Source organism: Caulobacter sp. GW821-FHT09H08 (assembly GCF_059415885.1).
Genome location: NZ_JBWKOC010000002.1, coordinates 321,382 through 334,228, shown reverse-complemented (window position 1 = coordinate 334,228; position 12,847 = coordinate 321,382). Strand labels below are relative to the sequence as shown.

Sequence of the window (12,847 nt, the reverse complement as noted above, 5' to 3'; positions counted from 1 at the left end):
GGCCCCGCGAGGAAGCGGGTGTATAGCCGCGACCTTTGGGGTGCGCAAGCCGCCGAAAGTCATTTTTTCGGTCCGTCCACATCCCCTGCGACAACGGGCCTAGTCAGCGCAACGCGCTCTGGGATCGTGGGCGTCCTCGATCTCCAGCTGAACGCCGTTGCGGCCCATGTAGTCGTCGGGCTTCAGCTTGCCCACGACATCCAGCGCGCCGCCTCCGGCCAGCAGGCGCTGGCCCAACGGCGTCTCGGCGCTGCGCCAGCTGATCGCCTTGATACGGTCGCCCGTCGGCCCCACGAGGTCCATGCGCACATGCCCCCCCTTCAGGGCGGAGACGCGCTCGGCCCGGACCTGGGTGAGGGCGAACATCGGCTCGGGATTGCCGGGACCGAATGGCGCCAGGCGCTGGAAGTCGTCGAGCAACGCGCGAGTCGCCGCACGCGGCTGGACCAGGGCGTCGATATCGACCGACTCGATTCCCACCGCCTCCATCTCGCCGGCCAGGCGCTCTTCCAGGAAGGCGCGGAATTCGGGAATCATCTCGGGGCGGATCGACAGGCCCGCCGCCATGGCGTGGCCGCCGCCGGCCATCAGCAGGCCCGCCTCGTAGGCGGCCTGGATCGCCTTGCCCAGGTTCACGCCCGGCTGCGAGCGGCCCGAGCCCTTGCCGACATTGGCGGCGCGGTCGACGCCGATCACCACCACCGGCTTGCGATAGCGTTCGCGCAGGCGCCCCGCCACGATGCCGATGACGCCCGGATGCCAGTCATCGCCGGCCACCACGATGACCGGCGCATCAGGATTGAAGTTGCTGCCGCGCTCCAGCACGGCGGCGGCTTCCTCGACCACGGCGGCCTCGACGGCCTTGCGCTCGGTGTTGAGACTGTCGAGCTCCTCGGCCAAGGCGGCGGCCTCAAGCGGATCGTCCGTAGACAGCAGCTTGGCGCCGAGGTCAGAGCGACCGATCCGGCCGCCGGCGTTGATGCGCGGACCCAGGATGAAGCCGGCATGGAACACGGACGGATCGCCCGAGCCCTTGCCCACCTCGAACAGCGCCTTCAAGCCCGGATTGGCCCACGCGCCCATGGTCCGCAGGCCCAGGGCTGTCAGGGCGCGATTGAAACCGACCAGTTGAGTGACGTCGCAGACCTCGCCCAGGGCGACGAGGTCGAGCCATTGGCGCGGATCAGGCTGCGGGCGCTCCTCGGTGAAGAGGCCGCGCTTGCGGGCCTCGCGGTTCAGGGCGGCCAGCAGCACGAAGGTGACGCCCGCGGCGGCCAGGACCCCCTGCCCGCTCTGGCAGCCCGGACGGTTGGGATTGACCACGGCGGCGGCGGCCGGCGGGTCCTCGCGCATCAGGTGGTGGTCGATAACCACGACCTCCAGCCCGATCTCGCCGGCGCTGGCGATGGCGTCATAGGCCGCCGCGCCGCAGTCCAGGGTCACGACCAGCTCGGCCCCGCCATCGCGGATGGTCTTGAAGGCTGCCGGGCTGGGGCCGTAGCCCTCGGTCAGGCGGTCGGGAATGTAGATGGGTAGTTCGACGCCCATGTAGCGGAACCAGCGGACCAGCTGCGCGGCGCTGGTCGCGCCGTCGACGTCGTAGTCGGCGAACACCATGGTCGGCCGACCGGCGACCAGCGCGTCGATCAGGATCTCGGCGGCCCGGTCCATGTCGGTGAAGGTCGACGGGTCGGGGAACAACGCCTTCAGCGTCGGGCGCAGATAGTGCTCGGCGCTGTCCTGACAAACGCCCCGCGAGGCCAGGGCTCGCGCCAGGGGCTCGGTCAGACCGTAGCGCTGCTGGATCTCGCGCACGACCGCCATGTCGGCGGGCCGCTCGCGCCACGCGCGGCCGCTCAGCGAGCGCTCGACGCCCAGGAAGGCGTCGGAAGGAATGTTGGAGACACCGTCGGCAGGCATCGGGGGAGAGTAGCTGGTCACGTGGATTCGGACCATGCGGCGCCGGAGCGACAGTTCCGGACGTGGCGAGCCCCTGCTTAGCCCGCCGCCATTTCGCTCCGCACCACCTCGACCTCGTTGGCCGAGCCCAGCACCACCGGCACGCGCTGGTGCAGCTTGGTCGGCTGGATGTCGAGGACGTCGTTGACACCGTCGGTGACCTTGCCGCCGGCCCGTTCGACGACCAAGCCCATCGGATTGGCCTCGTACATCAGGCGCAGCTTGCCGGGCTTGCCGGGCTCGCGGGCGTCCCAGGGGTACATGAAGACGCCGCCACGGATCAGGATGCGGTGGACGTCGGCCACCATCGAGGCGATCCAGCGCATGTTGAAGTTCTTGGCGCGCGGGCCGTCCTTGCCCTGCAGGCAACCGTCGATGTACCGGCGCATGGGCGGCGCCCAGTGGCGCTGGTTCGACATGTTGATCGCGAACTCGGCGGTATCGCCCGGGATACTCAGCGTCTCGTGCGTCAGCAGCCATTGGCCGTCCGCGCTGAGCGTGAAGGCGCGCACGCCTTGCGACAGGGTCAGGACCAGCATGGTCTGCGGGCCATAGACGGCGTAACCGGCGGCGACCTGGTTGCGGCCCGGCTGCAGGAAGTCGGCTTCGGTCGGCGCATGGCCGGCGGGCGCGGGCAGCACCGAGAAGATCGTCCCGACCGAGACGTTGACGTCGATGTTGCTGGAGCCGTCCAGCGGGTCGAAGGTCACGAGGTAACCGCCGACACGCCCGGTCGGTTCGATCTCTTCAAGCTCTTCCGACGCTAGGCCAGCGACCGGTCCACAGGCTTTCAGGGCGTCGCTGAGCATGTCGTTGGTGATGACGTCGAGCTTCTTCTGCTCCTCGTCCTGCACGTTGGTGCTGCCGGCCGCGCCCAGGCTGCCCGACAAGGCGCCGGAGGCGACGACTCGGCTGATGCCCGCGCAGGTGTCCGCAATCGTCTGGACGACGTCCTTGAGAGCGGCGTCCGCCGGCTCCGCCGCGAGCCATGCGGCCAAGTCGACAAAGGTGGTCATCTGTAACCTCAAACCAGAAAGCAGAACGGCCGCCTCTACAGGGCGGCCGTGACAGGAAGGTCTAGACCTTCCGCTTCATGCGAACCTCGCGGACCGTGCCCGTCGAGGAGTTCATCACCAGGGTATGGGTGTGGACGCAGCCGTCGCGATAGGTGACGCCATCCACCAGGCCGCCGCGCGTCACGCCCGTGGCGGCGAAGATCGCCTCATCACGGACGATCTCGTGCAGGTCGTACTTCTTGTCGAGTTCGGTGATGCCCCACTTGGTGGCGCGGTTGCGCTCGTCGTTGTTTCGGAACAGCAGGCGGCCCTGGAACTGACCGCCAACACACTTCAGCGCGGCGCAGGCCAGGACGCCTTCCGGCGCGCCGCCCGAGCCGAGATAGAGGTCGATGCCCGTCGAGGGATCGGTGGTGTTGATCACCCCGGCGACGTCACCATCCGTGATCAGATGGATGCGCGCGCCGGCGGCGCGGACATTGGCGATGATCTCGGCGTGACGCGGACGATCCAGCACGCAGACCGTGATCTCGGTCGGCGCGACGCCCTTGGCGGCGGCGATGGCCTTGATGTTGTCGGCGGGTGACTTGTCGAGGTCGATCACCCCGGCCGGCAGGCCCGGACCGCAGGCGATCTTGTCCATATAGGTGTCGGGCGCGTTCAGCAGCGTGCCCTTCGGGGCCCAGGCCATCACCGTCAGAGCGTTGGGCTGGGACTTGGCCGCCAGGGTCGTGCCTTCCAGCGGGTCGAGGGCGATGTCGATCTTGGGGCCCTTGCCCGTGCCGACCTTCTCGCCGATGTAGAGCATTGGCGCCTCGTCGCGCTCGCCTTCGCCGATGACGATCTCGCCATCGATCTCCAGCTCATTCAGGGCGTTGCGCATCGCGTCGACGGCGGCCTGATCGGCGGCCATTTCGTCACCGCGGCCCAGCATCGTCCACGAGGCGATGGCGGCGGCTTCGGTCACGCGAACGGCGTCCAGGACCAGTGAGCGGTCCAGGGTGTTCGAACTCATCCGTTTCTCCCAGCCGCCCGCAAGAAGACGGCCTTGTTCCCAATGTCGCCTTCAACGCCCAGTTTTCTGGGTCGTTTAGATGCGCGCGACGCGCAGAAGGCGGGGACGCTCTAGCACGGTCTCAAGCTTTTCGATGCGGGTAATCGCATCCAGCAGCTTGGATTCCGGCGTCGCATGCGTAACGAGCACGATCGGCACGCCGCCCGCTCCATCCACGGGCTTCTGCAGGAAGCTGTCGATCGAGACGCCGCATTCGGCCAGGGTTTCCGAGATGGCGGCGATCACACCGGGCTCGTCCTTCACCATCACGCGCAAATAGGCCTTGCCCACGGCGCGGGCCGGATCAATGGCGGTGAATGAGGTCAGTTCGCCCGCCGGAGCCTGGAACACCGGGCGCACGGCCTTGGTCATGACGTCGGCGATGTCGGCGGCCACGGCGGCGGCGGTCGGGCCGGCGCCGGCGCCCGGACCTTGCACGAAGATCCGGCCGATGCGCTTGCCCTCGATGAAGAGCGCGTTCAGCGCCCCGCCGGCCTGGGCCAGCGGATGGTCCAGCGGGACCAGCGACGGATGAACCTTCACGGCCACGCCGTCGTCGGACTTGGCGGCGCCGGCGATGAGCTTGATGCGATAGCCCAGGTCCTTGGCCAGCTTGATGTCGAGCAGGTCGACCTCGCTGATGCCTTCGATTTCAGCAGCCGCGAAGTTCGGGGCGCAGCCGAAGGCCAGGGCGGCCAGGATGCTGACCTTGTGACCGGCGTCGAAGCCGCCGACGTCCATGGTCGGATCGGCCTCGGCATAGCCCAGGCCTTGGGCCTCGCGCAGCACGTCGGCGAACGAGCGGCCCGTCTTCTCCATCTCCGAAAGGATGAAGTTGCAGGTGCCGTTGAGGATGCCGGCCACCGAGACGATGTCGTCGCCCACGAGGGCTTCGCGCATCATCTTCACGGCCGGCACGCCGCCCATGACGGCCGCTTCGAACAGCAGCGGGACGTTGTTGGCCTCGGCCAGGGCGGCCAGTTCCGAACCGTGCTCGGCGATCAGGGCCTTGTTGGCCGTGACCACCGGCTTGCCGGCCTTCAGGGCCGTCTCGACGGCGGCCTTGGCCGGACCGTCCGAGCCGCCGACCAGCTCGACGAAGATGTCGATGTCCGGCGAGGCCGCCAGGGCCACCGGATCATCGAACCAAGCCAGGTTCGAGATATCGACCGTGCGCGGACGCGACTTGGAGCGCGCCGACACGGCCGTGACCACGGCGGCGTCGCCGGCCGGCGCGAAGTTCGGGCGATCGGCCAGGAACTGCAGGAGGCCGCCGCCAACGGTGCCCAGGCCCGCGACGCCGACGCGCCAGGTCTTGTTCGTCATCTTCGAATCCTCGTTACGCCGTCCGACGGGGCCTTTTAGGCCTGTTCCATCTTGTTGTGGGCCTTGGCCAGGATGGAGTCGGCGTTGGCGATAAATTTCTTCACGTTGCGCGCGGCCTGGCGGATGCGGTGCTCGTTCTCGACCAGACCGATCCGCACATAGCCCTCGCCGTACTCGCCGAAGCCGATGCCCGGGGCGACGGCGACGCCGGCCTCTTCGATCAGCAGGCGCGAGAACAGCATCGAGCCGGCTTCACGATACTGCTCGGGGATCTTGGCCCAGGCGAACATCGAGGCCGGCGGATTGGGGATGTCCCAGCCCGCGCCCTTCATCGACTTGATCAGGGTGTCGCGGCGGCTCTTGTAGATGCCGCGGATCTCGTCGACGCAGTCCTGCGGGCCGTTCAGCGCTGCGGCGGCGGCGACCTGCACCGGCGTATAGGCGCCGTAGTCTAGATACGACTTCACGCGGGCCAGGGCCGCGCAGATGCGGCTGTTGCCGACGACCATGCCCACGCGCCAGCCAGCCATGGCATAGGTCTTCGACAGCGAGTTGACCTCGACGGCGATGTCCTTGGCGCCATCGACCTGCAGGATCGACGGCGGCGGGTTGTTGTCGAAATAGATCTCGCCGTAGGCCACGTCGCTGATGACCAGCAGGTCGTGCTTCTTCGCCAGCGCCACCGCGTCCTTGTAGAAGTCCAGGTCCACCCATTGGGCGGTCGGATTCGACGGATAGGACAGGATCAGCACCGAGGGCGGCGGCACCGAGTGCTTCACCGCGCGGCTGATGTTGGACAGGTACTCTTCCGGCGACAGGGCCGGCACATGGCGGATGATGCCGCCGGCCATGATGAAGCCGAAGGCGTGGATCGGATAGGCCGGGTTCGGGCAGATGATGACGTCGCCGGGACCGGTCAGGGCCTGGGCCAGGTTGGCGAAGCCTTCCTTGGAGCCCAGGGTCGCGATCACTTCGGTGTCGGGGTTCAGCTTCACGCCGAAACGGCGGCCGTAGTAGTTGGCCATGGCCTTGCGCAGGCCGGGAATACCTTTCGAGGCCGAGTAACGGCCGGCCTTCGGGTCGCGGGCCGTCTCGATCAGCTTGTCGACGATGTGCTGCGGCGTCGGCATGTCGGGATTGCCCATCCCGAAGTCGATGATGTCGGTCCCCTCGGCGCGGAGGCGCGCCTTGATCTTGTTGACCTCTTCGAAGACGTAAGGCGGGAGACGGCGGATACGGTGGAAATCGGTGCTCATGAGGGCTCTGTGCGCCGCTTCGGCGCTCTGGGAGCGAAAAGTCGGGCATGGATAGACCCCGCGCGGGGTCAAGCCAAGCCGGTTCAAGGAAGATTATGCCTCCGTCGCCCTACTTGGGCTGGGACGGAGGCGCGCTAGCTCGGCCGCGTGCCGCGGCGGCGAAGGCTTCGGTGTTCGCGCGATCGGCGTCGGTCGGCGCGGCGAGCGCCGGCGCCTTCACGTCGCGCTGGGCCTTGCCGACGTAGGCCTCGGTATCCTTGAGCTCCCAGGTGCTCGGCGCGACGGCCTTGGCCAGGGCGTCGCCGGCGCGCTGCTGCTGCACGACGGCCGAGCGAACCTGGTCGGCGGTCGGCACGTCGGTCGGGATCGCCGGGATTTCCGAGAACTTGCGGCGCTCGCCCTTTTCCTTGGCCGCGGCGGCCACTTCTGCGGCGACCGACGAGCTCGGATCGACCTGAGCGGTCTTGAACGGGCTGGCCACGCACGCCGCCGCGCCGGCGCTCAGGCCGACGATCATGGCAACACGTACGATTTTGCGGGTTTCGCCGTTCATTGGTTCTGGTCTTATGCGATGATCGCGGCGAGCGAAAGGCGTTCCGAACGGCTTTTCGCTAACTGCCTTTGGACAAGCGGAGAAACCTCATGGCTACGGCGAAGGCCGCCCCCAAGCCTCGGAAAAAAGCTGCTTCCAAGGCGGAGACGACTGAAACCAAGCCCAAGGCTTCCCCAAAAACCACAAAGACCAAGGCCAAGCCGGAAGCGGTCGAGCCGCCGCCGAAGACCGAATCGGCGACCAAGCCGGCCGGCGACGCGGGTCCGCGCCCCGGACCGAGCGCCCCGCCCTTCCCGCCGTTCGAGAAGGTGCTCTCGCCTGATCAGCTGAAGATGGTCGAGACCCTGTCGGCGAACCTGGCCCGCGCGGCCGTCACCGCCCAGGGCGCGATCGCCGAGGCGGCGCTGCGCCAGGCCGACCGTCCCGCCGCGCTCTCGCCCGATCCGTTCCACGTCGCCCCTGCGCTGAACGAGGTGATGAGCCGTCTGGCCGCCCAGCCCGACCGGCTGATGCGCGCCCAGGCTGATCTCTTCAGCCAGTACATGGAGCTCTGGCAATCGGCCGCTCGTCGCGCCGCCGGCGAAGAGGTCGCCCCGGTCGTCGCCCCCGCCGCCGGCGACAAGCGCTTCAACGACCCGGACTGGGCGTCGAACCCGATGTTCGACCTGATGAAGCAGTCGTACCTGCTGTCATCGAACTGGCTGAACGGCCTGATCGCCGAGGTCGACGGCGTCGAGCCCGCGACTAAGCGCCGGGTCGAGTTCTTCACCAAGATGCTGACCGACGCCTTCTCGCCGTCGAATTTCCTGATGTCGAACCCGGCCGCCCTGCGCGAGGTGGTCCAGACCCAGGGCGAGAGCCTGGTGCGCGGCATGGCCAACTTCGCCGCCGATCTCGAGCGCGGCGGCGGTCAACTGGCGATCAGCCAGACGGACCTGGCCAAGTTCAAGGTCGGCGAGAACGTCGCCACCGCCCCCGGCAAGGTCGTCTATCAGAACGACATCCTGCAGCTGCTGCAGTTCGATCCCAGCACCGACAAGGTCAGCGAGATCCCGCTGCTGATCTTCCCGCCGTGGATCAACAAGTTCTACATCATGGACCTGCGGCCCGAGAATTCGATGATCCGCTGGCTATCCAGCCAGGGCTTCACGGTCTTCGTCGCCTCGTGGGTCAATCCGGACGAGAAGCTCGCCGCCAAGACCTTCGAGGACTACATGCTCGAAGGGATCTACGACGCCACCCAGCAGGTCATGACCCAGTGCGGCGTCGATAAGGTCAACACGGTCGGCTACTGCATCGGCGGCACCCTGCTGTCGGTCGCCCTGGCCCACATGGCCGCGCGCGGCGACAAGCGGATCAATTCGGCCACCTTCTTCGCGGCTCAGCAGGATTTCGCCGAGGCCGGCGACCTCTTGCTGTTCACCAACGAGGAATGGCTGCAGTCTATCGAGCAGCAGATGGACGCCGCCGGCGGCTTCCTGCCCAGCCAGTCGATGGCCGACACCTTCAACGCCCTGCGCGGTAACGACCTGATCTGGTCGTTCTTCGTCAGCAACTACCTGATGGGCAAGGAGCCGCGCCCGTTCGACCTGCTGTTCTGGAACTCGGACCAGACGCGGATGCCCAAGTCGCTGCACCTGTTCTATCTGCGCAATTTCTACAAGGACAACGCCCTGACCACGGGGCAGCTCAGCCTGGGCGGCGAGCACCTGGACCTCTCCAAGGTGAAGACTCCGATCTACGTCCAGTCGTCCAAGGACGACCACATCGCGCCCTATCGCAGCGTCTATCGCGGCGCGAAGGCGTTCGGCGGTCCGGTGACCTTCACCATGGCCGGCTCGGGCCACATCGCCGGGGTGATCAACCACCCGGACGCCAAGAAGTACCAGCACTGGACCAACGATAAGCTGCCCGGCGACGTCGGCCAGTGGATCGCTGGCGCTGAGGAGCATCCGGGCTCATGGTGGCCGCACTGGGCCGAATGGCTCAGGGGTCGTTCGGGCGAGCTGATTCCGGCGCGCAACCCGATCAAGGGTCCGCTGAAGCCCCTGGGCGACGCGCCCGGCAGCTTCGTGCTGGTGAAGTCGCAGACCTAGGGCGTCCTTTTCGGCCAAGTGAACCGCGTTCGCCCAAAAGCCGCCGTGATCGTGGCGAAGCTTCCCCGCCATGCTCACGCTCAGCCGCCGGACAGCCTTGGGGATGTTGGCCGCAACGCCTCTCTTGGCGCGCGGAGGGCCGAGCCATGCGCTGATTCCGGACGCGGGCCGCAAGCTGGCCGTCGCGGCCCGTGAGCAGATCGGCGTCACGGTCGATTACGATCCCGGCTACCGCGCGATCGGTTATCCGAACGGGGATGTCCTACGCACCAGCGGCGTCTGCTCGGACGTCCTCATCCGCGCCGCTCGTGACGCCTGGGACATCGATCTACAGCAGCGGGTCCACGAGGACATGTTGCAGGCCTTCGCCGCCTATCCGTCGCGCAAGGAATGGGGTCTGACCAAGCCGGACGCCAATATCGACCACCGGCGCGTGCTGAACCTCGAGGCCTTCCTGAACCGTCAGCGCGCCGCCCTGCCGTTGCCGGCGGCGCATCCCCTGGGCGGCGACGCGTTCGAGGAGCCTCAGGCGGGCGACATCCTGACCTGGCGACTCGTTGGCGGACGTCCTCACCTGGGCGTCGTTGTCGACGGGCCTCAGCGAGCTCGGGTGGCGCACAACATCGGCCAGGGCGTCCGCGAGGAGCCCCTGTGGATGTTCAAGCTGCACAAGCCCGCCGGCCACTACCGCTGGCGGGTGTGAGCGCGCGGGTCTAGAGGCCCGCGTCTTCCTTGAGGCCCAGGGCGATGTTCATGTTCTGAACGGCCGCCCCCGAAGCGCCCTTGCCCAGGTTGTCGAGCAGGGCCACCAGGCGGGCCTGGCCGCTGGTGTCCGAGCCGAACACGAAGAGCTTCAGGCGGTTGGTGCCGTTCAGGCCTTCCGGATCCAGGGTCGTCAGGCTTTTGGCCTCGGCCAGCGAGGCGACCTCGACGAACTGTTCGCCCTTGTAGTGGTCAGCCAGGGCCGCGTGGATATCGACCAGCGACGGCGCGCCGTTCAGGGTCGAGAAGTGCAGCGGCAGCTCCACGAGCATGCCCTGCAGATAGCGGCCGACGGCCGGCGCGAAGAACGGCCGGTTCAGCAGGCCGCCGTGCTTCTGCATCTCCGCCACGTGCTTGTGGTTCTGGGACAGGCCATAGATCCGGAACGGGACCTTGGTGTGGTTCGGGGCGCTCTCGTCCTCGAACTCGGCGATCATGGCCTTGCCGCCGCCGCTATAGCCCGAGACGGCGTTGTACGAGACCGGCAACTCGGCCGGCAGGATGCCCGCCGTGACCAGCGGCCGCGTCATGGCGATGGCGCCGGTCGGATAGCAGCCCGGATTGGAGATACGCTTGGAGGCGGCGATCCTGCCCCGCTGGTCCTTGTCGAGCTCGGCGAAGCCATAGGCCCAGTCCTCGGCCGTGCGATAGGCGGTCGAGGCGTCGATGATCACGGTGTCGGGATTGGCCACCAGCGACACGGCCTCCTTGGCCGCCTCGTCGGGCAGGCAGAGGACCACGGCGTCGGCGCTGTTCAGCATCTCGGCGCGGGCGTCCGCGTCCTTGCGCTTGTCGGGATCGATCGAGATCAGTTGCAGGTCGGTGCGGGCAACGAGGCGCTCGCGGATCTGCAGGCCGGTGGTGCCTGCTTCGCCGTCGATAAAGACCTTGGGAGCGTTCGCCATGGCGGACTCCAATCCTGACAAGAGACAAGACAAGAAAAAGGGCGCTTCGGCCTGACCGAAGCGCCCTTTCCCAAAAACGTAATCGTCGCGATTAGCGCTTCGAGAACTGGAAGCTGCGGCGGGCCTTGGCCTTACCGTACTTCTTACGCTCGACGACGCGGCTGTCGCGGGTCAGGAAGCCGTGCGGCTTCAGGACCGGGCGCAGGCCGGGTTCGTAGTACGTCAGGGCCTTGGACAGGCCGTGGCGGATGGCGCCGGCTTGACCCGACAGACCCGAGCCTTCGACCGTCACGACGACGTCGAATTGACCCAGACGGTCGGTCACTTCCAGCGGCTGGGCGATCATCATGCGCAGCACCGGACGAGCGAAGTAAACTTGCTGGTCGCGGCCGTTGATCGTGATCTGGCCCTTGCCCGGCTTGATCCAGACGCGAGCGATCGCGTTCTTGCGCTTGCCGGTCGCGTAGGCGCGGCCTTGGGCGTCGATCTTGGGCTCGGCCGGAGCGGCCGTTTCCGGGTTGCTGGACAGGCTAGCCAGCGCTTCAAAGCCTTGTGCGTCGGTCATGGCTTAGAGGCTCCGGGTGTTCTTGGCGTTGCGCGCCGCGAAGTCGACGACTTCCGGGCTTTGCGCTTGGTGCGGGTGCTCGCCGTTGTTGTAGATGAGCAGGTGGGTCAGCTGCTTGCGAGCCAGCGGGCTCTCCTTCGGCAGCATACGCTCGACGGCCTTCTCCAGAACGCGTTCCGGGAACTTGCCGCCCAGCACCTTGCGCGGGGTGGTTTCCTTGACGCCGCCCGGGTGACCGGTGTGACGGTAGTAAACCTTGTCGTCCAGCTTCTTGCCGGTGAACTTCACCTTGTCGGCGTTGATCACGACGACGAAGTCGCCGCAGTCGACGTTCGGGGTGTAGTCAGCACGATGCTTGCCGCGAAGACGCATGGCGATGAACGAAGCCAGACGGCCGACAACGGCGTCCTGGGCGTCGACCACGATCCACTTCTTCTCGACCTCGGCGGGCTTCAGGGAAGCCGTGGTCTTTTGCATGGGATTGATCCGTAATTTCTGGGCGTCCGAACCCGAGAAAGCCGGTTCCGTCCGTGTGAGCGGCGGCATGTACGGGAGGGTTCGCGAGCTGTCAACAACGGCAGTTCGAAAAACTTACAAAGTTTATAGAATACAACGAGATAAGTATTACGGTATTATGATACCTTATCTCATTTCTTGAACCGCGCCTATGCTGGACTGGACGCACGTCCGCCGCTTCACGCGGCTTGCCGCTGAAGGTGATGGGGAGGTGACGGAGCGGCCGGGCGAACCCGGAGACCGTATTGGTTTGTTGTGTTTCGGCTCGCAGACCGCTCCGCCAGGCTGTTCTTGCCCGTGAGGATGGGGGGCGTGAGCGTCTTTCAGCTCGGGACCCCACTTGCCCCCGGACGGGCGCGGACCAACTGGATCGGCTACATCCGTCTCCAGCCCGACGGTCCACGATAGGCGGCTTGTACGATCACCGCCCTGTCGCTCCGCTGTCGGCTTCGTCCCGGCGCTGCCCGATCGCCAGCCGATCCTCATCGAGGATGCGACGACCTTCGAGCCTCCGGGAGCCGCCAGCGGCCCCGCTCAACCTACCCCCGCCGCCGTTTTGGGCCGGATCCAAACGCCCTCCCCCGCGACAGGGATGGCTATGATTGTGCAGTGGTTCTGGGCGCGGATGATTCAGGGGCGTGTAAAAGTGAGAAGCCATTGATTTCGTTGGGTTCGAGATCGCGAACTCCGAGAATAGGCGACGCCCGATCCCCATAACGCCACCCTCTCCCCTGGGGAGAGGGCGGGGCCCATGCGCAGCATGGGAGGGTGAGGGACAACACCGCTCACCGTTTGAAGTCACGAAAAGTCAGGCGCTTGCGCGGACTCAAAACCCGGCT

Annotated in this window: 11 protein-coding genes; 2 read left to right on the top strand and 9 right to left on the bottom strand. The window is 66.9% G+C overall.

Annotated elements, in window-relative coordinates; translation table 11 throughout:
* Positions 1-99 precede the first annotated feature (99 nt).
* The 6 genes from recJ to AC07NN_RS06805 all read right to left on the bottom strand — a co-directional run bounded on the left by recJ (position 100) and on the right by AC07NN_RS06805 (position 7,128).
* A complete protein-coding gene (gene recJ / locus AC07NN_RS06830) occupies positions 100-1,920 on the bottom strand; it encodes a single-stranded-DNA-specific exonuclease RecJ (RefSeq protein WP_494640033.1) in 1,821 nt (606 codons plus the stop codon).
* A 77-nt stretch (positions 1,921-1,997) separates the two neighbouring features.
* Complete coding sequence (locus AC07NN_RS06825) at positions 1,998-2,975, bottom strand: class 1 fructose-bisphosphatase (RefSeq protein ID WP_494638846.1); 978 nt, start codon at positions 2,973-2,975, stop codon at positions 1,998-2,000.
* Positions 2,976-3,036: 61 nt separating this feature from the next.
* Entirely contained in the window at positions 3,037-3,990 is a 954-nt protein-coding gene (gene glpX / locus AC07NN_RS06820; protein WP_494638844.1) for a class II fructose-bisphosphatase, read from the bottom strand.
* A 75-nt stretch (positions 3,991-4,065) separates the two neighbouring features.
* Positions 4,066-5,355 (bottom strand): homoserine dehydrogenase, encoded by a 1,290-nt coding sequence (locus AC07NN_RS06815; protein WP_494638841.1) that lies wholly within the window; start codon positions 5,353-5,355, stop codon positions 4,066-4,068.
* A gap of 35 nt (positions 5,356-5,390) precedes the next feature.
* Complete coding sequence (locus tag AC07NN_RS06810; RefSeq protein ID WP_494638839.1) at positions 5,391-6,611, bottom strand: LL-diaminopimelate aminotransferase; 1,221 nt, start codon at positions 6,609-6,611, stop codon at positions 5,391-5,393.
* Positions 6,612-6,720: 109 nt separating this feature from the next.
* Positions 6,721-7,128 (bottom strand): hypothetical protein, encoded by a 408-nt coding sequence (locus tag AC07NN_RS06805; RefSeq protein ID WP_494638837.1) that lies wholly within the window; start codon positions 7,126-7,128, stop codon positions 6,721-6,723.
* Positions 7,129-7,253: 125 nt separating this feature from the next.
* Between AC07NN_RS06805 and AC07NN_RS06800 the strand changes: the two genes are divergently transcribed.
* Positions 7,254-9,260, top strand: a complete 2,007-nt coding sequence (locus tag AC07NN_RS06800) for a class I poly(R)-hydroxyalkanoic acid synthase (protein WP_494638835.1) — start codon at positions 7,254-7,256, stop codon at positions 9,258-9,260.
* Between the two features lie 70 nt (positions 9,261-9,330).
* A complete protein-coding gene (locus AC07NN_RS06795; RefSeq protein ID WP_494638833.1) occupies positions 9,331-9,963 on the top strand; it encodes a DUF1287 domain-containing protein in 633 nt (210 codons plus the stop codon).
* A gap of 10 nt (positions 9,964-9,973) precedes the next feature.
* On the opposite strand, the gene argC is transcribed toward AC07NN_RS06795, so the two are convergent.
* From argC to rplM, 3 genes are all read right to left on the bottom strand, one after another.
* The gene (gene argC, locus AC07NN_RS06790) at positions 9,974-10,927 is read right to left on the bottom strand and encodes an N-acetyl-gamma-glutamyl-phosphate reductase (RefSeq protein ID WP_494638831.1); all 954 of its coding nucleotides are present in this window, start codon (positions 10,925-10,927) and stop codon (positions 9,974-9,976) included.
* 91 nt (positions 10,928-11,018) lie between these two features.
* Positions 11,019-11,492 carry a 30S ribosomal protein S9 gene (rpsI, locus tag AC07NN_RS06785; RefSeq protein WP_494638829.1) on the bottom strand — a complete coding sequence of 158 codons (474 nt, stop codon included), beginning with the start codon at positions 11,490-11,492 and terminating at the stop codon, positions 11,019-11,021.
* Between the two features lie 3 nt (positions 11,493-11,495).
* Positions 11,496-11,969, bottom strand: coding sequence for a 50S ribosomal protein L13 (gene rplM, locus AC07NN_RS06780; protein WP_494638827.1), 474 nt, complete (start codon positions 11,967-11,969; stop codon positions 11,496-11,498).
* Between the last annotated feature and the right edge of the window lie 878 nt (positions 11,970-12,847).